General features: G+C 33.3%; 14 protein-coding genes and 1 pseudogene. 8 read left to right on the top strand and 7 right to left on the bottom strand.

The window, feature by feature from the left end; all coding sequences use genetic code 11:
* Positions 1 to 123: 123 nt before the first annotated feature.
* From FQU21_RS00860 to FQU21_RS00845, 4 genes are all read right to left on the bottom strand, one after another.
* The gene (locus FQU21_RS00860; RefSeq protein WP_147676133.1) at positions 124 to 2634 is read right to left on the bottom strand and encodes a choice-of-anchor Q domain-containing protein; all 2511 of its coding nucleotides are present in this window, start codon (positions 2632 to 2634) and stop codon (positions 124 to 126) included.
* A 169-nt stretch (positions 2635 to 2803) separates the two neighbouring features.
* Complete coding sequence (locus FQU21_RS00855; protein WP_147676132.1) at positions 2804 to 3553, bottom strand: LytR/AlgR family response regulator transcription factor; 750 nt, start codon at positions 3551 to 3553, stop codon at positions 2804 to 2806.
* A 5-nt stretch (positions 3554 to 3558) separates the two neighbouring features.
* Positions 3559 to 5418 carry a tetratricopeptide repeat-containing sensor histidine kinase gene (locus tag FQU21_RS00850; RefSeq protein WP_147676131.1) on the bottom strand — a complete coding sequence of 620 codons (1860 nt, stop codon included), beginning with the start codon at positions 5416 to 5418 and terminating at the stop codon, positions 3559 to 3561.
* A gap of 516 nt (positions 5419 to 5934) precedes the next feature.
* A complete protein-coding gene (locus tag FQU21_RS00845) occupies positions 5935 to 6336 on the bottom strand; it encodes an ankyrin repeat domain-containing protein (RefSeq protein WP_147676130.1) in 402 nt (133 codons plus the stop codon).
* A gap of 255 nt (positions 6337 to 6591) precedes the next feature.
* Between FQU21_RS00845 and gpmI the strand changes: the two genes are divergently transcribed.
* The 5 genes from gpmI to FQU21_RS00820 all read left to right on the top strand — a co-directional run bounded on the left by gpmI (position 6592) and on the right by FQU21_RS00820 (position 10998).
* A complete protein-coding gene (gene gpmI / locus FQU21_RS00840; RefSeq protein WP_147676129.1) occupies positions 6592 to 8103 on the top strand; it encodes a 2,3-bisphosphoglycerate-independent phosphoglycerate mutase in 1512 nt (503 codons plus the stop codon).
* 3 nt (positions 8104 to 8106) lie between these two features.
* Positions 8107 to 8511 carry a BT0820 family HAD-type phosphatase gene (locus FQU21_RS00835; RefSeq protein ID WP_147676128.1) on the top strand — a complete coding sequence of 135 codons (405 nt, stop codon included), beginning with the start codon at positions 8107 to 8109 and terminating at the stop codon, positions 8509 to 8511.
* Positions 8512 to 8590: 79 nt separating this feature from the next.
* Positions 8591 to 9409 carry a type I methionyl aminopeptidase gene (map, locus tag FQU21_RS00830; RefSeq protein ID WP_147676127.1) on the top strand — a complete coding sequence of 273 codons (819 nt, stop codon included), beginning with the start codon at positions 8591 to 8593 and terminating at the stop codon, positions 9407 to 9409.
* An 8-nt stretch (positions 9410 to 9417) separates the two neighbouring features.
* Positions 9418 to 10203: a DUF3050 domain-containing protein gene (locus tag FQU21_RS00825; RefSeq protein ID WP_147676126.1), complete on the top strand. Its 786-nt coding sequence runs from the start codon at positions 9418 to 9420 to the stop codon at positions 10201 to 10203.
* 6 nt (positions 10204 to 10209) lie between these two features.
* A complete protein-coding gene (locus tag FQU21_RS00820) occupies positions 10210 to 10998 on the top strand; it encodes a class I SAM-dependent methyltransferase (protein ID WP_147676125.1) in 789 nt (262 codons plus the stop codon).
* Positions 10999 to 11168: 170 nt separating this feature from the next.
* Here FQU21_RS00820 and pruA read toward each other — a convergent pair whose 3' ends face one another.
* A complete protein-coding gene (gene pruA / locus FQU21_RS00815) occupies positions 11169 to 12797 on the bottom strand; it encodes an L-glutamate gamma-semialdehyde dehydrogenase (RefSeq protein WP_147676124.1) in 1629 nt (542 codons plus the stop codon).
* 257 nt (positions 12798 to 13054) lie between these two features.
* Positions 13055 to 13147, bottom strand: a pseudogene (locus FQU21_RS00810) (winged helix-turn-helix transcriptional regulator); the annotation flags it as partial.
* Positions 13148 to 13342: 195 nt separating this feature from the next.
* On the opposite strand from FQU21_RS00810, the gene FQU21_RS00805 reads away from it, so the two are divergent.
* Together FQU21_RS00805 and FQU21_RS00800 are read left to right on the top strand one after the other, a co-directional pair.
* Positions 13343 to 14068 (top strand): NRDE family protein, encoded by a 726-nt coding sequence (locus FQU21_RS00805; protein WP_147676123.1) that lies wholly within the window; start codon positions 13343 to 13345, stop codon positions 14066 to 14068.
* A complete protein-coding gene (locus tag FQU21_RS00800; protein WP_147676122.1) occupies positions 14061 to 15056 on the top strand; it encodes a DUF6695 family protein in 996 nt (331 codons plus the stop codon). The genes FQU21_RS00805 and FQU21_RS00800 overlap by 8 nt, the downstream gene beginning before the upstream one ends.
* A 168-nt stretch (positions 15057 to 15224) precedes the next feature.
* Here FQU21_RS00800 and FQU21_RS00795 read toward each other — a convergent pair whose 3' ends face one another.
* Complete coding sequence (locus tag FQU21_RS00795) at positions 15225 to 16178, bottom strand: tetratricopeptide repeat protein (protein ID WP_147676121.1); 954 nt, start codon at positions 16176 to 16178, stop codon at positions 15225 to 15227.
* Between the two features lie 140 nt (positions 16179 to 16318).
* On the opposite strand from FQU21_RS00795, the gene FQU21_RS00790 reads away from it, so the two are divergent.
* On the top strand, positions 16319 to 22399 hold the full coding sequence (locus FQU21_RS00790; RefSeq protein ID WP_147676120.1) for an alpha-2-macroglobulin family protein: 6081 nt from the start codon (positions 16319 to 16321) through the stop codon (positions 22397 to 22399).
* Positions 22400 to 22656 lie beyond the last annotated feature (257 nt).

Here is a 22656-nt window from a genome sequence, read left to right as displayed (position 1 = left end):
AGAGCGACCTTTCAAATAAACCGATCCCCTCCTGCTTTTAAGTTTATTATTTCCCAATGGGTATAAAAAAAAGAGAAGCCAAAAATGGACTTCCCTTCTTAAAAAAAAGAATTAATAGCGTCTTTAATTTTTTATAAATCGTTTTGTAGAAACATGTCCGTTTTCATCTTGGATTTCAATTAAATACATCCCACTTTTTAAATGTGCTGTATTAATTATAGGCAATGACGTTTCTAAGACTTTAGCTCCTAAAACTGAATAAATACTTGCTTGTTTAAAAACGGTAGCCATTTTAATATTTAAAACTGAGGATGTTGGATTTGGATATAATTTTATATCGTTTTCACTGAATCCCAAATCATTTGTACTCAATGTGGAACCAAACTCATAAGCTCCCATATCTACAGTAGCATTAAACACACGATTTAAACCTAATATATCTGTTGTTATTCCTGCCGGAATTTTAGAGTTATCTCCGCTATCTATGGCAGGAGAACCTGGCGCTAAAGTAAAGTCGCCATTGGCTAAGTCGGTAAATAATGGATCAGAATTACTTGTGTTAGTTTTATCTGATGAGGATATTAATGAAAAATTATCCTGATCGATACTGTTAAATATATTTACATAATTCAAAGTAGAATTTAACCCTGAAACAGCTTTTGATATAACTCCATTTACAGTAGTATTGTTCCAAAAAATACAGTTAGACATTTCTACATTTATATGCCCCTGAACTTCTTCTCTTGTTACACCAATTGTTGCCCTGTTAAAATTATTTAAGCCGGTAGAAGTTCCCAGGTCAGCATTATTTACATAGGTGTTATTTACAAGTTTTACCGCTGTTGTCGTGTTACCGTATTTTACACCTCTAAACCATCCAGCACTTGCAGCAAAGCCGTTATTACCTGTCCCCTGATTTTTTGAAGTATTACCTTTAAAAAGAGAATTACTAATAGTTACGGAATAAGCATATCTACCATTTTTTAAATACGATAGCGCTGCTCCTCCTTTAGCTAAATTATTTTCAAAAACACATTTATCAATTACTAAGGCATCTGTATTATAATAAGCTTCATAATACAACCCAGCACCTTCACCTGATATATTATTTTTTATAACGGAATGTTTAATGTTTAATCCTCTATTTATATTAGCTCTTGAATATAATATTCCAGCACCTTTAGTCGTGGAATTACCTCCCGTTATTGTAAACCCATCGATAGAAGCATTATAACCATTTATTCTAACTACAGTTAAGGAATTATCACTTCTAGTGGTATTACTAAAGGTAATATTAGCGTCGTCATTATTCAATAAATCACCAGATAGTATAGTCTCATTTGTTGTATTCACGAGACTTAAAACCCGATCTTCCAATACGTTTTCTGTACCACTAAAACCGCCATATAATGAAATATTAGTCTTATTAATTTCAAAATTTATACTATTATCGCTAGCATCGGGAATATATGTGCCTTTGGCTACCCAAATAGTATCATCATCAATTAAATTGGTTAGCGCATCTTGTAAATTGGTATAAGCGTTTGCCCACGAAGACCCATCATTAAACCCTGTAGCATCGGCTTTAACATAATAACGCCCGTTTGTTCTAAATTCTTTTGCTAAAGACCAACTAGATGTTGGTGCGAAGGTAGATGTACACTTTGTTCTGTAGTAAACATTATAATAATTAGAGCTACTTAAACTAGCTAAACTTAAATTTCCTGTAGTAACATCGGTAACCATAGTATAGTTTGAAAAAGGCTCATTTTTTAATCCATAAGCAATATCATAAGTCCCTGCATCGGTCCAAGCAATATCGGCCGAATTTTCAGTTATATTGCTTACCGTAAGGTTTACTATATCTGGTGCAAAACAGAATCCGTAACCGTTCAATTCTGCTAATTGTGTCACCTCAGCATCGGTTAAAATTCGACTATAAAACAACAAATCATCTAAAACATCTCCATACATTGCAGTTGCTGCCAAACTATTATTTTTATTGTTAGCAACCTTAAAAGGTGTGTTTTTATTAACACCACCAGAATCTTGCATTCTATAATAATCACGACCTACCACAACTGATTCTTTTATGGTATCAGTATAAACGTCTATATAAAAATCGAACTTTGTTCCCGAGGTTTTTACATATTTAATATTTACAACAACGTGATGCCAAATATTATCTGAAATAACCGTAGAAAACAAATTATTAAAATCCCAATCTTGAAAAGAAGTCCCTAGATCATAATACTGATTTCTTCCTGAAACACCTATTTTTCCATCCTGCAAGTAAATATTAAAACCAACGTTATCCTTTTGCTCAAAAATAACTTTAGAATCCACATCATTAGTTGCTGTTTTTACCCAAAAACTTAAAGCGATCTCCGATCCAAAATTAAAATTGTTAGCGGTTAAATAATCGCCGTTTAAATTAATAGCATTATTGGCCGCAGTAAATCTATCGGTTTCTAAAGCGAGCGCGGTTCCGGTTTGCACAAAATTGTTCCCATTAGCCCCGTCGCTCATAGCGCCATTAGTAAATTCATAATAACCAGCTAAATTTGTAGTTGGTAGTTGCGCCAATAAAATATTACTTAAAAGTAACATGGCTAAAAGTATTCTTGTTTTCATAATAATAAAAAGATTAATTGATTAATAGCAAAAACAAAGTTGCCATAAAATAGAGGTATATCTTATGGCAACTTTCTGAAATACGGTTTTCAACTTTTAAAGCAAATTCGTACTTTTTATTAAATTCTTTAATGGCTATTTCCTAAAAAGGTATTTCAACATTTTAATCTTAAATATTTTGAACAATGGCTAAAAACTCTTCTTTTTTATCATTAGAAATAGACACTGTTTTATCATTTTCCATAACAATATACCCGCCATCTTTTTTAATATATTCTTTTATATATGATAAATTAATAAGATGAGAACGGTGCGGTCGATAAAAATTCTTTATTTTCTGAAGTGTTTCTACAAAGAACTTTAAAGGCTTACTCACCAAAATAGCTTCTTCCTTTGTGGTAGATACATTAGTGTACATTCCATCGGCTTCCAGCATAATGATATCATTAAAATCTACAAACTTAATACCATTAGCATTTGGCAATCCTATTTTTTTAAAATTAGATTCTTGCAAGCTCAATTTAAGTTCTGCAAGACGCTTGTTAATTTGAGAGTTCCCTAAAAAACTAATGGCTTTATCCACCGCTTCCTTTACCTGACTTGGCCTCACGGGCTTTAATAAATAATCTATTGCCGAGAGTTGAAAAGCCTGCAACGCGTATTCGCTGTATGCCGTAGTAAAAATAATTTCGAAATTATGAACTTCTTTTTCTATAAAGTTTAAAATTTCTAATCCTGAATGTTCTGGCATTTCAATATCTAAAAACACAATACTTGGCTGTTCTTTTTTTATAAGTTCTACACCCGAGAGCAAATCTTCTGCCTCAAATATTTGAGTTATTTTCGGGCAATTTTCTTCTACTAAAATATGTAATACTTGCCGTGCTTTTTTCTCGTCGTCTATAATAAGTGCTTTCATTTTTACTATTTTAGAATTGGAATTTTTAAAATAACTCGCGTTCCTTTAGCCGTATTATTTTCTTTTAAATCAATAATTTCGACACCAATTTTCTTTTCGCGGCCATAGTTTAATAAATCCAATCGCTCTGTAGTGGCTTTTAAAGCGAAGGATTTATGCTGCGCTTGTTTTCTTGCTTTTATTGCTCTCGATTTTTCTCTACCAATACCATTATCTTCTATAATACATTCTATAATCTGATCTGAAATTTTAGATAAAGACACCTCCAGTTTTCTATGTTCTTTTTTGTGTAACAACCCGTGTTTTAAAGCATTTTCTACATAGGGCTGAATTAGCATTGTTGGTATTTTTATGGTATCAGAATTTGCAGCATCATCTACTCTAAACGTATATTCCAATTTATCTTCAAATCGTAACTTTTCTAATTCTAAATAGAGGTTTAAATTATGAACCTCATCGGGTATTGAAATAAATCCTGTATCACTAAAATGCAAATAATTACGAATTAAATCGGCAAACTTTCCTAAATAATCACTAGCTAAATTTTTCTGATTTAAAACAATATAATCCTGAATAGAATTTAAGGCATTAAATATAAAATGAGGATTCATTTGTGCTTTTAATGCTTTTAATTCAGAATCTCTATATTGCTTTTCTATTGCTAAACGTTTTTGAGTTTCTTTGAGTTCTACAGTAATTAACTCTGCCTTTTTTTTAGTTTTTAAGCGACTAAAATAAAATATAGAGGTTAACAAAATTAAACCTGCTATTATTACCGAGCCCAAAAACAGGCTTCTATTTTTAGCACTTTCCAATCGGCTTATCACCACTTGTTGCTCTGCGTTATCTTTTTCTTTTTGAATTTTTTCTGTTTCGTATTTTGTTTGTAATTCTTCAATAACTGAAACCCGCTCTTTAGAAAAAATACTGTCTTTAATTTTATAATACTTTTCCAGATATTTACTAGAATTTAAGTAATCTCTTTTTCGTTTATAATAATCGCTTTGTTCATGATATACCCGCTTTAAATTTTTAAAATTGTTTTGTTCTTTATAAATTTCTATAGCATTATTGTTTGCAGAAATAGCATCATCTACTCTCCCAATATTTGCATAAGCAACCGCAAGTTCTAAATTTGAATGTGCTACGTTTGCTTTTTGATTATTGTTTTTAAAAAAGTCTAAAGATTGGTTTAAATAAGTAATGGCTGTTTTATAATTTTTTCGTTTGTTTTCTAAAATACCTAAAGAAGAATTTGCTATGGCAATACCGGTTTTAAAATGAACCTTTTCTGCAATATTTTTGGCAGCCCTATAATGGTATTCAGCATCATTATATTTTTCGATAACCTCATAAGCTGATGCTAAATAAAAATGAACTTGCGCCTCCATATTTTTATTAGGATTTTCTTTTAACAACTCTAAATTCTCCAACTGTATTTCTATTGCTTTATCGGATTTGTCTAAATGATTATATATGCGAGCAATACTACTATTTGTGTAAATTAAACCGCTAAAATCATTTATACTATCTTGAAGTTGTTTTGTTTTTAAAGCCAATTTTAGTGCTTTACTATAATCGCCCCTTTGAACATAAAATGATGTGAGATTTGTATAAGAACGAGATAAACCTTGACTATATTTAAGCGCCTTACTAATGTCTATGGCCTCATTTAATATATCTTCATTTTTAGAAATGTCCCGTGATACATAATATTTAGTTACTAGGTTTAACAAATTTACACGTGTAGTATCTCGTGTTTTATAAACTTCAACTTGTTGTTTAATATAATCTAGATCCTGCTCTTGCGAAAAACCCAAAAAGAACACAAAGCATAATAAAAAAGAGAACATTTTAAATTTCATAAGCAATAAAAGGTGTAAGCAAAAATGAACCAATCCATTTTATTAAATAGACTTCAACTTCTAAAAATTGCTTTTGAGCTTCTAAGATAGATAAATCATACCATCAAAAAAAAATCTATTTTATTTAAGACTTCATTTCTTTTTTTAAAACTAATCATAAGAGCTTAAAAAACTATATCTTATAAAAAATAGCTTTATGAGTATACCATATCGTTTAATATCTTATTTTCAGAAAAAACGGTTATAATTTACACTAAATAAACGATAAATTATATTCGTTTTCTTTAAAATAATATAATATTGTAAGAGGAAGTTCTAAACATTTATTTCTATCATTAAAACTCATATTTAGAGCGAACCTTTTTCATAGTTAGTTAGAAGTTAAGTAGTATTATAGTTTGAGTTAATTTTTTCTTTTTTATTTCATTGTCCTAACTGTTTCTAAAACAAAAAAAAGCTACCTTTTACAGTAGCTTTTTACAGAGTGACTAACTCAAAATAATTATCTATTAATAATTACTTTTTCTTTTCGGAAGCTATAGTTTCTTTGATAATAATTTCAGCATCCTTAGCGCCGTGAATTTCAGCAAATTTTACAGCGGTCATCCGTTTAGCATTTTTAACTTTTAAATCTGCTCCATAGTCAATGAGTAATTCTAAAATTTCTGTTCGATTAAATTTCGCAGCATACATAGCAGGCGTCATTCCATTGGAAAACTGATTTACATCTTCTCCAAGAGCCAATAGTTTTTTTACAGTGTCTAAATCACCTAAAGCAATAGAAACACAAAAAGGATTTGCTTTATATTGTTTAACATGTTTTGAAGTGGGCTGTTTGGGTCTATCAAATGATAATGCATGCACTGTTCCTAACGAAAAGCATAAAGTAACTGCGGAAATAATGATTGATTTTTTCATGATGAAAGATTTTTGATTTGATTAAATTGATTATGTTTTTTGATTTATTTAAAAGACGACCAATTCTTGAAAGTGTTACATAAAAAGAAAATAATTTTTAGATTTCAGTATTTAGTTTTAAAATAATTAAGAAAACCCCACATTCTCAAATAGATTATCAAACGCCCTATAAATCCCCTATTTTCAAGCTTTATTTAGTGGTCACTTAAGTCAAGTTATGTATCTTTGTATGAGTATATTTAAATTCTTAAAAAAATGAATAAAAAAGTCATCTTGATGATTCTTGATGGTTGGGGAAACTCTCCAGACCCTAAAGTTTCCGCTATCGATAATGCAAATATCCCTTTTATTGATTCTCTATATAAAAAATATCCATACGCAACATTAAGGACCGATGGTTTAAACGTTGGTTTACCAGAAGGCCAAATGGGAAATAGTGAAGTTGGTCACATGAATTTAGGAGCCGGAAGAATTGTGTATCAAGATTTAGCTAAAATTAACCTAGCGATTGAAAAAGATACATTGAAAGATGAAAAAGTATTAATCGATGCTTTAAAATATGCTTCGGATAATAATAAAAATGTTCACTTTTTAGGATTATTGAGTGATGGTGGCGTTCACGCGCACACCAGCCATTTACGTGGTTTTATTGATGCTGCAAACTTAGCAGGAGTAAACTCTTATGTACATGCGTTTACAGATGGTAGAGATGTTGATCCTAAATCTGGTAAAGGTTATGTTGAAGATTTACAAAAATATATTGAAGGTACAAAAGCAAAAATAGCAACTATTACTGGCCGTTATTACGCCATGGATAGAGATAAACGTTGGGAACGCGTAAAATTGGCTTATGATGCTATTGTGAATAATGTTGGCACTAAAACAGATAATCCAATTGCTGAAATTCAAGCTAATTATGATAATGACGTTACCGATGAATTCATCAAACCTTTAATTATTACTGAAAATAATGAAGCAGTTGCTAAAGTAGAAAAAGATGATGTGCTTATCTTTTTTAACTTTAGAACAGATAGAGGTCGTGAGTTAACCGAAATGTTAAATCAAAAAGATTTCCCAGAATACGATACTAAAAAATTAGACTTATACTATGTAACTATCACCAACTATAGTGATGCTTTTAAAGGTATAAAAGTTATTTTTAATAAAGATAATATTACTGAAACCTTAGGTGAAGTATTATCTAAAAACGGCAAAAAGCAAATTAGAATTGCCGAAACTGAAAAATATCCACACGTGACATTTTTCTTTTCGGGAGGACGTGAAGAACCTTTTGAAGGGGAATCTAGAATTTTAAAAAATTCGCCTAAAGTAGCTACTTACGATTTAAAACCAGAAATGAGTGCTTACGAATTAAAAGATGCTTTGGTGCCTGAGCTAAAAAAAGGAGAAGCCGATTTTGTTTGCTTAAACTTTGCAAATGGTGACATGGTTGGACATACCGGTGTTATGGAAGCTGCAATAAAAGCTTGTGAAGCTGTTGACGCCTGTGTAAAAGAAGTGGTAACAACTGGTTTAGAAAATGGGTACACTACCCTATTAATTGCCGATCACGGTAACTGTGAAACTATGATTAACCCTGATGGTTCTCCAAACACAGCACACACTACAAACCCTGTACCTGTAATCCTAATAGACAACGACCTGAAAAGTATTAAAGATGGCGTTTTAGGAGATATGGCTCCAACTGTTTTAAAACTTTTAGGAGTAGAACAACCTAAAGCGATGACACAACATCCGCTGGTATAAACAATGAAATTTAATAAAACCAAAATAATTGCCATAGATTTCGATGGTACTATAGTAGAAGACGCCTATCCCAAAATAGGAAAACCCATGCTATTTGCTTTCGAAACTCTAAAAAAACTACAAGAAGAAGGGCATCGTTTAATTTTATGGACCTACAGACATGGTTCTAAATTAGACGAAGCCGTTTCCTTTTGTGAAAAAAACGGTATTAAATTCTACGCCATAAACAGCAGTTTTGAAGGTGAAGCATTCAATAATGATGCGAGTCGCAAAATTAACGCCGATATATTTATCGATGATAGAAATATTGGTGGTTTTATAGGTTGGGGTAAAATTTATCAAACATTAACAAATGAAACTCCGGAAATACCTAAACAGAAAAAAGGACTTTTTAGTTTTTTAAAATAGTTTGGATACAGGGTTCCTCATTTTAAGCAAAATCAAATCTTAATTCTTTTAAGATTTTTTTGCCTTTATTAAAAATAATATGATAGTTATAAAAACAAAAGAAGAAATAGAATTAATGCGAGAAAGTGCATTAATAGTATCTAAAACATTAGGTGAAGTTGCCAAAGCAATCAAGCCAGGAGTAACCACACTTCAACTAGATAAAATTGCCGAAGAACATATAAGAGACCACGATGCTATCCCTGGTTTTTTAGGCCTTTACGATTTCCCAAACACCCTTTGTATGAGTCCGAATACTCAAGTAGTACACGGTATTCCTAATGATACTCCTTTAGTTGAAGGTGATATTATTTCTATAGATTGTGGAGCTTTAAAAAACGGATTTTACGGCGATCACGCGTATACTTTTGCGGTAGGCGAAATTGCTCCAGAAACCGAGAAATTACTTCAAGTAACCAAAGAATCTTTATATGTTGGTATCCGCGAATTTAAAGCAAATAACCGTGTTGGTGATGTGGGATATGCCATTCAAAAATATTGTGAAGATCATGGTTACGGCGTAGTTCGTGAACTTGTTGGTCATGGATTAGGTAGCAAAATGCACGAAGATCCAGAAATGCCTAACTACGGAAAACGTGGTCGTGGTAAGAAATTTATTGAAGGTATGGTAGTTGCCATCGAGCCTATGATTAATTTAGGTACGCACCGCATCAAGCAACATAGAGACGGTTGGACTATTACCACTTTAGATAATAAACCATCGGCACACTTTGAGCACGATGTGGCTCTAGTAGACGGCAAACCGGAATTACTTTCAACTTTTGCATATATCTATGATGCATTAGGCATTGTTTCTAACGAGGAAGATGAGTTTCGCCAAAAAGCATTAGTACTCTAAAACAATTTATGAAAACATCTATTGAATCTATAGAGCAAGCTCTTAAACCATTACGAGAAGCCCTTAATTCTCACCAACTATACAGTGATTTAGCTTCTGTTGACGATATAAAAACCTTTATGGAACAACATGTATTTGCTGTTTGGGATTTTATGAGTTTACTAAAAGCACTTCAAAATCATTTAACAAATACTTCCGTGCCATGGACTCCGGTTAAACACCCTTCTACGGCACGTTTTATTAATGAAATTGTATTAGGTGAAGAAAGTGACATTAATGAATTAGGGGAACCAAAAAGTCATTTTGAAATGTACTTAGACGCCATGCAACAAGTTGGTGCCAGTACAGTCGATATAGAAGCATTCATGTTAAATATAGCAAAAGGCGTTTCAGTTTCTAATGCCATGGAAGCTTTAAACTTACCAAAAGCAACTCAAGAATTTGTAAATTTTTCTTTTGAAACCATTGCGACAAATGCGCCTCACAAAATAGCATCTGCATTCACCTTTGGTCGAGAAGATGTTATTCCTGATATGTTTTTTCAAATTATTAAACAATCGGAACAAAACAACAAAGCGTCTTATAGTAAGCTAACTTATTATTTAGAGCGACATATTGAATTAGATGGCGATGAGCACGGCCCTTTATCTTTAAAAATGGTTGAAGAATTATGTGGAAACGACCAAACAAAATGGGATGAAGTTTTAGAAACAGCTCAAGATGCTTTAAAATATCGAATTGCACTTTGGGACGGAATTTCATCTTTAATTTCAACGAACAAAGTACTAGCTTAATACAATTTGAAAAAACTCTTCAAACTTATACTGAATACCATTCCGAGACCTTTATTAATCAGGTTAAGCTATGTAATTCGACCTATTCTAGCTTTTTTTTTAAAAGGCCATACGTTTACCGATCCTATTGATGGGAAAAGTTTTAAAAGCTTTCTGCCTTATGGTTATGGCAATCAACGTAACAATGTATTGTCGCCTTCAACATTAAGTTTAGAGCGCCATCGCTTGCTTTGGTTATACCTTAAAAATGAAACCGATTTTTTTTCTTCGGAAACAGAAATTGCTTCAACTGAAAGAAAAAGTGTTCTGCATTTTGCTCCAGAACAGTGTTTTTTAAAACGATTCAGAAATCTTAAAAACATAGATTATACCACCACCGATTTACTATCGCCAATTGCGGATGTAAAAGCGGATATTTGTAATTTACCTTTTGAAGATAATAGCTACGACGTTATTTTTTGTAATCACGTATTGGAACACATTCCTGATGATACGAAAGCCATGCAAGAATTATATCGCGTTTTAAAACCTGGTGGTATGGGCATTTTTCAAATTCCTCAAGATTTATCGAGAGCCACTACGTTTGAAGATGATTCGATTACTGATAAAGCCGAACGCGCTAAAATATTCGGACAATACGATCACGTGCGTGTGTACGGCCGAGATTATTTTGACAAGCTCCGCAACATTGGTTTTACCGTAAATGAAGTGGATTATACCGCTAACCTTTCCGCGGAAGCGATAGAAAAATACTGCTTAGCGAAAGGAGAACTTATTCCTGTAGTTTATAAATAATACGATTTACCACTTGAAATAAATGATATAAAAAAAAGAGAAATCAAAAACTGATTTCTCTTTTCTCTATTTTCTATTTTCTATTTTCTATTTTCTATTTTCTATTTTCTATTTTCTATTTTCAAAATTGCATACTAAAATCCAACTTCTTATTATAACAGAATCACTTTCTATTCTCCTAAAAATGGGTAACGGTAATCTCTAGGGGTTACAAAGGTTTCTTTTATCATTCTAGGCGACACCCAACGCAACAAGTTTTGCGCACTACCCGCTTTATCGTTTGTTCCAGAAGCTCTTGCGCCACCAAATGGTTGTTGCCCAACAACAGCTCCGGTTGGTTTATCATTAATATAGAAATTACCAGCACAGTTTTGTAAAGCTTCAGTCGCTTGTGCAATAGCATATCTGTCGGTTGCTAAAATAGCACCTGTTAATGCATATTCACTAGTTTCATCAACCAACTTTAACGTTTCCGCGTAAGCGTCATCTTCATACACATAAATAGTAATTACAGGGCCAAATAACTCTGTAGACATGGTGGTGTATTTTGGGTTCGATGTTAAGATAACTGTTGGTTCTATAAAGTATCCTTTACTTTTATCATAACCACCACCAACAATAATTTCGGCATCAGCATCTGCTTTTGCTTGGTCGATGTATTTTGCTAATTTATCAAAAGAACCTTCGTGAATAACCGCTGTAATAAAGTTACTCATATCTTCTGGAGATCCCATTTTAAAGGAATTCACATCTTCGATAACAAATGCATTTACATCGGCCCATAAGCTTTGTGGAATATAAGCACGAGAGGCTGCACTACATTTTTGCCCTTGGAATTCGAAAGCACCACGAACAATGGCTGTAGCCACTTGTTTAGCATTGGCCGTTTTATGAGCTACAATAAAATCTTTCCCTCCTGTTTCTCCAACAATTTTAGGATACGTTTTATAGTTATGAATATTGTTTCCTATTTGTTTCCAAAGTTCTTTAAATACAAAAGTTGAACCTGTAAAGTGTAATCCTGAAAAATCGGGACTTGCCAATACGGTATTGGTAATCATTACAGGGTCTCCAAAAACAACGTTAATTACGCCGGCAGGAACCCCTGCTTCTTTAAAGACATCCATAATTACTTTAGCAGAATATACTTGGCTATCACTAGGTTTCCAAACCACCACATTTCCCATTAGGGCCATACACGCCGGTAAATTTCCAGCAATTGCCGTAAAGTTAAAAGGGGTTACGGCATAAGTAAAACCTTCTAACGGACGATATTCTATACGGTTCCAAGCATCACTTGTGCTTTCTGGTTGTTCCATATAAATATCGGACATGAACTGCACATTAAAACGTAAAAAATCGATAAGCTCGCAAGCCGCATCAATTTCAGCTTGAAATATATTTTTAGATTGCGCAATCATGGTTGCCGCATTAATTTTAGCACGGTACGGACCTGCAATTAATTCTGCAGCCTTTAAAAAGATTCCCGCACGTTGCTCCCATGGCATTAAACTCCATGATTTTCTAGCTTCTAAAGCTGTAGAAATAGCATAGTCAATATGTTTTTGTTCTGCTACATGATAGGTTCCAACCACATGTTTGTGATCGTGAGGAGGAGACATGGTTCTGGTATTTCCAGTTTCAACATCTTCACCATTAATATATAAAGGAACGTCTACCGTACTATTAAACATTGCCTTGTAAGTTTCTAAAACGCCCTCGCGTTCAGGACTTCCTGGCGCGTAAGATTTTACAGGTTCGTTTATAGCAACCGGTACGTTAAAAAAGCCTTTTCCCATGATTTTCTATTTTTCGTTATTGAATATTCAGTAAATGCGTTACAAATTTAAGAATTTTTAAATGATATATAAGATTGAAGCCTCCCTAAAAGGACGTTAATTTTTTATTATATCCGTATAAAAACAGACCTAGAATTACTAATTCTAAAATAAGAAATGACAGTTTAATCGCTTTCAACCTTCATTCACAAAAGAAAAGCAACAATAAACCACAATGAAATCACTAAAAATCAACAACTTAAATCGCTAGCTCTAAATTAATCTAAACATCTTAAAATACTTTCGAGAGATTCTCCGCGTTTACTCAACATATATTCTACTTTTGGAGGCACAACGGGGTATACCTTTTTTACAGAAAGCCTTCCGAATTGAATTTAAAATTTCTACTTTAAGCTACGAATTAACTTATTCTTCCAGTGATTATACCAAAATAAAAGCTGGTAAACAACTTGTTATAGTCTGATAAATTATTTTTTGGTTTTCAAAATTTTAAAATTTGAAACATTTTTTCGTAAGTTGCCAATCTGTTTTCAGACTATTTTTTTATGTGTACAGTAACTATTTTTCCAACAAGTAATAATGATTTTGTTTTAACCTCTAATAGAGATGAAGCCCCAAATCGGATTTCTATGGAACCCGATTTTTATACTATTAAAAACACAAACCTGCTGTTTCCAAAAGATAAAGTTGGGGGTGGTACATGGATTGGAATTAGCGAAAAAAACAGAATTATTTGTGTGCTTAATGGTGGACGTGAAAAGCATATAAGAAAAAACAAATACAGACTGAGTCGTGGTGTGGTAGCCAAAGATTTTTTAATTACAGACCATATTGAAACCTGTATAGAACATTACAACTTCGACGATATTGAACCTTTTACTATTGTGATTTCCGATTGGAATTCCGAACTAAAATTCTACGAATTAGTTTGGGATGGCAGCCAAAAGCAGTTTACAAAATTACCCTTAGAGCCTAAAATTTGGTCATCATCTACCTTATATAACCAAACCATGAGAACCGAGCGTTTACAATGGTTTGAAACCTATAAAAAAGAAAATAAATTAACTTCGGAATCTATACTGAATTTTCATAAAACAGCAGGCGCCAATAATGACGATTTTGGTGTTATTATGAACCGAGGCTTTGTAAAAACAACAAGTATTACACAAGTTGAAAAAGTAAATAACAACGTCAATATGCGCTATGAAAGTTTACACAACCAGCAAATAACAAGCAAAACCTTAAAAACGCCACAAATAGTTAATGGATAATACCGGAATTATTTTAACACTCGCCTACCCTGACACCATTGTATTGGTTTCCGAAGAATGGTTTTCTCCTTTTTTAAGATTTGTTGGCATTGGAAAAAAAGACTATTTACGTGCTGGACATGCCGCTTTAGTTTTAATTGATAAAGAAACTGGTATTTTAGAATATCACGATTTTGGGCGCTATATTACCCCCGAGCCCACAGGCCGTGTTCGTGGTCGCTATACCGATAACGAATTACATTTCTCTTTAAAAGCTGAAATTAAAAATGATAAAATCATCAATTTAGACCAGATTTTAAAATTTTTAGCCACTAACCCTAAAATAACCCATGGCGAAGGTAAATTAGTCGCTTCCGTTTGTAATGCCATAGACTATAAAAAAGCGAGAACGCATATTACAGAAATGCAAAATCAGCATTTTATTCGTTACGCGGCTTTTATAAAAAATGCTTGTAATTGTGCCCGTTTTGTTACCGATGCTTTAATAGCTTCAATTACAAAACCTGATATGAAAAAAAAGCTTGAGAACTCGAAATGGTTTACACCAAGTACCGTTGGCAATGTATTGCTTTCAAATACCGAGGCTTATCCTTTTGAAGTTTCAGAAACCGGGGAAATTTCAGAATTTAAAGGCTCTCAAAAAAGTGAAAATTTACGCTGCTTTTTAGATCCACTTAAAGATCATAACGTTAATTTGGTTGGCACTTTAATTCCTAAACCCGTAGACAATTTACATGAAAATGCCCAATGGCTCTCTGGTATTGCCGCTGGTGCCTGGTTTGAACTTCATAAAACTGATGATAATTTTAAATACAGATTCCGACGCATTTCACCTTATGGAAATATAGATGTTGATGATTTTTTTACAATAGAAAACGACACTTTTAATCACGACAAACCGTTTCAATTTGTTCCCTATTCAAACTGTAAATTCTTTCATATAAAACAAAATGACACCGTATTTAGATTTGATAGATTAAGCGAATAAACCACTATAGACTGAAAATTATTTGATTTGGTTTGCTTACTAAAAGTAAGCTTCGTGACATTCGGAAAACATTACAAAACCGTACTAATTAATTCGTGAATTCGTGGCTAAACCTTTACAGAAGTTAAAGCTAGATATAAGCGTATAGTTACCCCCTTTAAAAGCGTTTTAAATTTTTAAAACCTTCTCCTTTTGCGTTTTAAAAACTTCAATTTTTGGTAATTCGCTTATCGCTAAATCAATATATTTTAAAGCCTGTTCTTTATTGTTTTGAAGCGTTTCAATTTGAGATAATCGATAATAGGCCCAAGCTTTTGGCACGCCATCTTTAGCTGAATAATTTTCCAAATACCTATTTAAACAAGCCAAGCCTTTTTCAAGCTCAATATTATACTCCGCAGCCACTTTCCCTATTTGATAATGGAGCGCATTTCGCTTTAATTTTCCCGCTGCTGTTTCTATGTTTTTTATGGCATCTTTGGGCCGCTTTTCTTTTTCATAAAAAGCCGTAAGTTTATTAAAACAGGTTAACGAACCACCTTCAATAATGGCCATTTTATAGAATTTTTCAGCAAGTTCCGGTTCATCATCATACTCATAAACATAACCTTTTGCCAAATAACCATCCACTTTAGAAAGTATCTCAAGTTCATCCGCATATTTTAGTGATTTACTTCTACTGCCGCCTAAAATACCTGGCAATTGCATGTACAACTCTACCAATGCCCAGCGCGTTTCTATATGATTCGCGTCCAATTCGGCTGCTTTTAAAAAGGCACTTTTTATATCTCCTATAAATCTTAATGCAGTCAACTTGTTTACCGAAAGCGCTTTCATCCCCAATGCACCACCGTATTTATAATGATAATTGGCTGTTTTGGGTTTCAATTCAACTAACTTATTATAATTCTCAATGGCACTATCCCATTTTTTTTGATAACCAAACGTATCGCCTAATAATTCTAAAGCCTTCAAATTATTAGGATTATTATTTACATAATCTATCAATAAAGGTTCTACTTTTTCATATTGTTTATTTCTAACCATGAGTTCAAAATCGGAAACAGCCGATTGACAAACCGCGAGAATTGGGAATAATAAAAAAATGAAAAATCTAGTCATATTATTTAGTTCGAAAACACAAAGTTAAACTTTCTTCTTTTGTCAAAAAATAACTAACTTCACTCAACCAAAAACACATTTCACACATTGGCTTCTTTTGGAACGGCTTTTGTATATATTTTAAAGACAAAATCAACGCAATGAAAAATTCGATATCTATTTTAATGATTTTACTATTTTCAAACTTTACTTGGGCTCAAAACCATAATTACGAAACGTTATGGAAAGAAGTGGATACATTTGAAACCGAAGGCTTACCAAAATCGGCTTTAAAAGTTGTAGAACGTATAGAAAAACTGGCCGAAACAGACAAAAACCATCCACAAACTATAAAAACTATGCTATTTAAAAGTAAGTTTGCTATGGTTTTGGAAGAAGATGCCCAACTCGAAATTATAAACGATTTTAAGTCGAAAATCTCCGAAAGCACATTTCCTGCTAAAAACATTTTAGAACATATTTTAGCCAATTTATATTGGCAGTATTTTAAACAAAACCGATGGAAATTTTATAACCGCACGCAAACCAGTGAAAAAATAGATGCTAACGATTTTAGAACGTGGGATTTACAAACTCTTTTTGATGAAACGCATTTACATTTCCAAAATTCGTTACAAAACGGATTAATGTTGCAGCAAGAAGATTTAAAAAATTACGATGTTTTACTAAATACACAAATCGATTCTAAAATCTACAGACCAACACTTTTCGATTTTTTAAACCACAGTGCTTTAGACTTTTATAAAACAGAAGAAACAAGCATTACCAAACCCGCATACAAATTTGAAATTGATAATACGACCTATTTAAGTGATGCCAAAACATTTTCGGAATTACCAATTACCTCCAAAGATTCCACGTCGCTACAATTAAATGCTTTAAAGATTTATAAAGATTTAATTCAATTTCATTTAAAAGATGAATTGCCTTTTGCTTTAGCTGATGTAAATATTGAACGCTTAAAATTTGTAAACGAACACGCCACTTTCGATAATAAGGAAGACTTATTTCTCCAGACTTTAGAAATCGAAAATAAACGTTTAAAAAACCATGAAACATCGGGTTTATATGCTTTTGAAACGGCACAGATTTATAATCAACAAAGTCAAAATTATCAGCCCCAAATAAACGAAACTAACCGATGGAAAGCCAAAGAGGCTATAAACATCTGCAATACCATCATTTTAAAATTCCCAAAAAGTAAAGCTGCTATAAAATGTAATGCTTTAAAAACAACGATTGAACGTGAGCAACTTCAAATTAGAGCAGAAAGCTTTTTACCAATTCAACAAAATGCTCGGGTTTTAGTGCGTTACAAGAATTTAGATCAACTACAATTTAACGCCTATAAAGTCAGTGATAATGAGTTTGAAAAATTCAACACTATATATCAAAAAGAAGAAAAATGGGCTTTTATTTCAAAATTAAAACCTACAAAATCTTGGGACAGTTCTTTAAAAAACGAACATGATTATCAAAATCATAGCACAGAAATCGTGATGCCTAAACTAAACAATGGCAGATATATTCTTGTGGCTTCCAATCCAAAAAATAGTGAAAACAACTTCGCATTTACCAACATACAAATTACAAACACGGCATTGGTTGAAACCGAAACCTCTGAATATAAAATTTTTCAATGTATTGACAGAACCAACGGTGCTCCAATTTCCAATGCAGCCGTAACATTCACTTACAACGTAAATTACACCAAAGAAACAAAAACGGAGTATTTTACAACAAATGCTTTAGGTGAGTTTAAAATTGAAAGAAAAAGTAATAACTGGTATAGCCGTGTTAAAATAGCCGTTAAAACCGATACCGATTTGGCTTATTTTGGCAATTATTACATTAACCGAAGCTATGCTGAAAAGGAAGAAAAGACAACTTACAAAGGCTTTTTATTTACAGATCGTAGTATTTACAGACCAGGACAAACCCTTTATTTTAAAGGCATAGCCATAAAAACAGAAGACAGTAAATCGGAAGTTTTAGAAAACCAAAATGTATCGGTGCTATTGTATAATACCAATAATGAAAACGTAAAAACCCTTGAATTAAAAACAAATGATTTTGGTTCTGTTTCAGGAGAATTTATGTTACCAAACTCCGGATTAAACGGGAACTATTATATTGAATTGAAAGCCAACTCAAACACTATACAACTGAGAAGTACGGCTAGTTTTTCAGTGGAAGAATACAAACGCCCAAAATTTGAAACCAAATTTAACCCGGTTACAGACAGCTATAAAGTTAACGATTTAGTAAGCGTAACGGGGAAAGCCTTAGCTTATGCGGGGAGCACCATTTCCGATGCCAAAGTGGTTTACCGTGTGCAACGCCAAGTTCAATATCCGCGTTGGTATTACTGGTATAATCCATTTTTTAATAGCGAAGCACAAGAAATAACACACGGAGAAACCATAACCAACGCTAAAGGCGAGTTTGAAATTAAATTTAAAGCCCAACCCGACCAAAGTATTGATAAAGCTAGTTTACCTGTTTTTAGATATGAAATAACTGCCGATGTAACCGATTTAAATGGAGAAACAAGAAGTGCAACAACGGTTGTTAATGTTGGATATCATGCGTTAATAGCGACCTTAAATATTGATGCTGTTTTAGATAAATCAGAAAAAGAACACCATATTCAAATCGATACAAAAAACCTAAATGGTGAATTTATTGACGCTAAAGGGACTATAAAAATTTATAAGTTGAACTCACCAAATTTGGTTTTAAGACCTCGACCTTGGAATGCTCCAGATTATCAAAGTATGACTTCCGAAGCTTTTAAAAGCCTATTCCCACATGATGCTTTTCAAGATGAAGACGATCCTAAAAACTGGAAAAAAGGCGAATTGGTTTTTCAAAAAGATTTTAATACCAAAACCTCTAAAACACTTCCGTTAGGTTCTATTAAAAAATGGCAGTCCGGACAATATATTATTACTTTAGAAAGTGAAGACAAATTTGGACAACAAGTTAAAGATGAAATTAAAACTACCTTATTTAGTACTTCTGATAAAACTTTGGCCGACCATCAATTATTCAGTGTTTCAACTGATAAAGACCAATATAGTATTGGAGATACAGCTAAATTAACCTTCGCCTCTGCTGCCGAAAACATCAATATTACGGTGTCTATTGAAAAGGATAAAAAAATTATAAAAACTGAAATTATTCAATTAAATAACAATAAAAAAACCATATCGATTCCAGTTACTACAAACGATTTAGGAGGCTTTTCGGTAAACTATAGCTTGGCTGCCTTTAATAGTTATCAATCTGGAGCCGTGCGAATTTCAGTACCCTATCCGAATTCCAATTTAGAGATTGAAACGGTGACCTTTAGAAATAAACTACAACCCGGAACCGATGAAAATTGGCAATTTAAAATTAAAGGACCGCAAGGCGAAAAAGTAAGTGCGGAGCTTTTAGTCAGTATGTATGATGCGTCTTTGGACCAATTTAAATCCCATAATTGGCGCTTCAATCCTATTCAAAATCCAACCTATTATTCGCAAAGCCGCTATCGCGCAAACACCAGTTTTGGAACAAGTAATTTTAAAGTGTATATCGACTATATTAATGTAAAATATTTTACCCAAAAATATGATGCATTGGATTGGTTTGGACTACATTTTGGTAAGCACAACCAAAATATCTTGATTCGAGGAATGGCTCACAAAACTAACGCTCTAAAAGGTCGTACTGCAGGACTTCAATTAAGAAAAGAAAGTGCGCCTGTTCCTGTAATGGCCATGGAAAGCGATACAGCAAGTTTAGAAGAAACTATTGTTGTTGGTTATGGTACTCAAGATAAAAGTGATAGTACAGGAGCTGCTCTAGAAACTATTAAAGAAGAAGAAAATTTCAACACGGTTCAAGTCCGAACAAACCTTCAAGAAACCGCTTTCTTTTTTCCGCAGTTAAAAACAGACAAAGACGGCCATGTTAGTTTTAGCTTTAATACACCAGAAGCTTTAACCCAATGGAAATTACAACTATTAGCACACACTAAAACCTTAGAAAGCGCTACAAAAACTTTAACAACTGTTACCCAAAAGGAATTGATGATTACGCCAAATGCCCCACGTTTTCTACGTGAAGGGGATCATATTTCAATCAGTACAAAAATTTCAAACCTCACTGAAAAAGCACTTTCTGGTGATGCCAAATTATTTTTAACCGATGCCCTAACAGGACAAGATATTACTAGCAATTTAGGCATTGCCGATGCTAATAAAAACTTCACCGTTGATGCTACAGGAAACACACAAGTAACCTGGAGTTTAACTATTCCGGAAAATGTGCAAGCGGTGCAATATAAAATTGCAGCAAAATCTGGTAATTTTAGCGATGGCGAGCAAAATGCTTTGCCGGTATTAAGCAACCGCATGTTGGTTACCGAAACCTTGCCGATGTGGGTACGCAGTAATGAAACAAAAACTTTTGTTTTAGATAAGTTGAAAGCCAACACCTCTTCATCTTTAAAAAACCATAAACTCACTTTAGAAATCACCTCGAATCCAGCTTGGTACGCGGTGCAGGCCCTGCCCTATTTAATGGAATATCCTTACGATTGTAACGAGCAAACCTTTAGCCGTTATTATGCCAATGCTTTGGCGAGTCATATCGCGAACTCGAACCCGAGAATTCAAGCCGTTTTCAATCAATGGAAAAATACCAACGCTCTACTTTCTAACTTAGAAAAAAATGAAGATTTAAAATCTATTTTAATACAAGAAACCCCTTGGTTGCGCGATGCACAAAGTGAAACGGAACAGAAAAAACGCATCGCTTTATTATTCGATTTGAATAAAATGAATAACGAATTGCAGTCGGCTATAAACAAATTAAAAGCCAACCAAATGGATTCTGGCGCTTGGGCTTGGTTTAAAGGTGGTCGCGAAAACCGATATATCACGCAACATATTATTACGGGATTCGGGCATTTAAAACAACTTTCGGTAACCGATAATACTGATGATATATCTCCAATAATTTCTAAAGCCATCAATTATTTAGATGCTGAATTTGTTCAGGAATATAAAGACATCACAAAATATGATAAAAACAGAGACTTAGATTTGGACCATTTAAGCTACACCCAATTGCATTATTTATACATGCGAAGCTTTTACCCAGATATTAAAAAATCTAAAGAAGTTGAAACCATTATCAAATATTACCAAACGCAAATTAACAAATATTGGCTAAGTCGTTCGCTTTATGCGAAAGGATTAATGGCGTTAATTTCTCATAGAACTGGTGATGTAAAAATGGCTTCCAAAATTTTAAAATCGTTAAAAGAAACGAGTGTGACTTCGGAAGAATTAGGTATGTATTGGAAAGCTAACACCAATTCTTGGTTCTGGTATCAAGCCCCAATTGAAACACAAGCTTTATTAATTGAAGCCTTTTCGGAAATTGAAAACGATACCGAAACTATTGATAATTTAAAAATCTGGTTACTTAAAAACAAACAAACCAACCGTTGGAAAACCACAAAATCGACTACTGATGCTGTTTATGCTTTATTGCTACAAGGCAGCGATTGGCTGAGTGTAACCGATATGGTTGATGTGGTTTTAGGCGGACAAAAAATTGAACCATCAAAACTTGAAGACGTCAAAGTTGAAGCAGGAACAGGTTATTTTAAAACGAGTTGGAACACATCGGAAATTAAACCTGAAATGGGAGAAATTAGTATCTCTAAAAAAGAAAAAGGCATTGCTTGGGGCAGTTTGTATTGGCAATATTTTGAGGATTTAGATAAGATTACCTCAGCTGAAACGCCACTTAAATTAAACAAGAAACTATTCTTAAAAACGAATACAGATACGGGTGAAGAAATTTCGGAAATTAATGAAAACACCGCTTTAAAAGTTGGTGATTTGGTTCGTGTTCGTATTGAATTAAGAAGCGATCGGGCCATGGAATTTATCCACATGAAAGATATGCGCGCTGCTGGTTTCGAGCCTATAAATGTAATGTCGAGTTACAAATGGCAAGATGGTTTAGGCTATTATGAAAGCACGAAAGATGCGAGCACGAACTTCTTTTTCGATTATTTACCGAAAGGTGTTTACGTTTTTGAATACGATTTACGTGTAAACAATGCCGGAAATATGAGCAATGGGATTACCACGATTCAAAGTATGTATGCTCCAGAATTTAGCAGCCACAGTGAAGGCGTTCGGGTTTTGGTGAACTAAATTTTGTAAGCCCAGTTTGAAACTTCGGTTATGCCCATGCCCTTGGCAAGTGGTTGCGGGAGCGATAGTAGCGGCATCCTTTTTGCAAAGTTTTAAGGTATAAAACCTTGGATAAAAACGCCTTTAATTATAAAAAACCGCGCTAAACATGTATTAATCTGCTTTGCAAAAAGATACAGCGGATAGCGCGGTTTTTATTTTTCTTAAAAACCCGCCCAAAAAATTATTGAAATTATGTATCTTACTTTCCGATTTTG

The organism is Algibacter pacificus (assembly GCF_008033385.1).
In the GTDB taxonomy this organism is placed as follows: Bacteria; Bacteroidota; Bacteroidia; order Flavobacteriales; family Flavobacteriaceae; genus Algibacter; species Algibacter pacificus.
Note: the sequence above shows the minus strand (reverse complement) of the source record. Positions and strands in the feature narration are given on the sequence as shown.

What these genes read in the sequence shown, in the direction of transcription:
- FQU21_RS00860 (WP_147676133.1), bottom strand. Translation starts at nt 2,634, where the DNA reads ATGAAAACAAGAATACTTTTAGCCATGTTACTTTTAAGTAATATTTTA.
- FQU21_RS00855 (WP_147676132.1), bottom strand. Translation starts at nt 3,553, where the DNA reads ATGAAAGCACTTATTATAGACGACGAGAAAAAAGCACGGCAAGTATTA.
- FQU21_RS00850 (WP_147676131.1), bottom strand. Translation starts at nt 5,418, where the DNA reads ATGAAATTTAAAATGTTCTCTTTTTTATTATGCTTTGTGTTCTTTTTG.
- FQU21_RS00845 (WP_147676130.1), bottom strand. Translation starts at nt 6,336, where the DNA reads ATGAAAAAATCAATCATTATTTCCGCAGTTACTTTATGCTTTTCGTTA.
- gpmI (WP_147676129.1), top strand. Translation starts at nt 6,592, where the DNA reads ATGAATAAAAAAGTCATCTTGATGATTCTTGATGGTTGGGGAAACTCT.
- FQU21_RS00835 (WP_147676128.1), top strand. Translation starts at nt 8,107, where the DNA reads ATGAAATTTAATAAAACCAAAATAATTGCCATAGATTTCGATGGTACT.
- map (WP_147676127.1), top strand. Translation starts at nt 8,591, where the DNA reads ATGATAGTTATAAAAACAAAAGAAGAAATAGAATTAATGCGAGAAAGT.
- FQU21_RS00825 (WP_147676126.1), top strand. Translation starts at nt 9,418, where the DNA reads ATGAAAACATCTATTGAATCTATAGAGCAAGCTCTTAAACCATTACGA.
- pruA (WP_147676124.1), bottom strand. Translation starts at nt 12,797, where the DNA reads ATGGGAAAAGGCTTTTTTAACGTACCGGTTGCTATAAACGAACCTGTA.
- FQU21_RS00805 (WP_147676123.1), top strand. Translation starts at nt 13,343, where the DNA reads ATGTGTACAGTAACTATTTTTCCAACAAGTAATAATGATTTTGTTTTA.
- FQU21_RS00800 (WP_147676122.1), top strand. Translation starts at nt 14,061, where the DNA reads ATGGATAATACCGGAATTATTTTAACACTCGCCTACCCTGACACCATT.
- FQU21_RS00795 (WP_147676121.1), bottom strand. Translation starts at nt 16,178, where the DNA reads ATGACTAGATTTTTCATTTTTTTATTATTCCCAATTCTCGCGGTTTGT.
- FQU21_RS00790 (WP_147676120.1), top strand. Translation starts at nt 16,319, where the DNA reads ATGAAAAATTCGATATCTATTTTAATGATTTTACTATTTTCAAACTTT.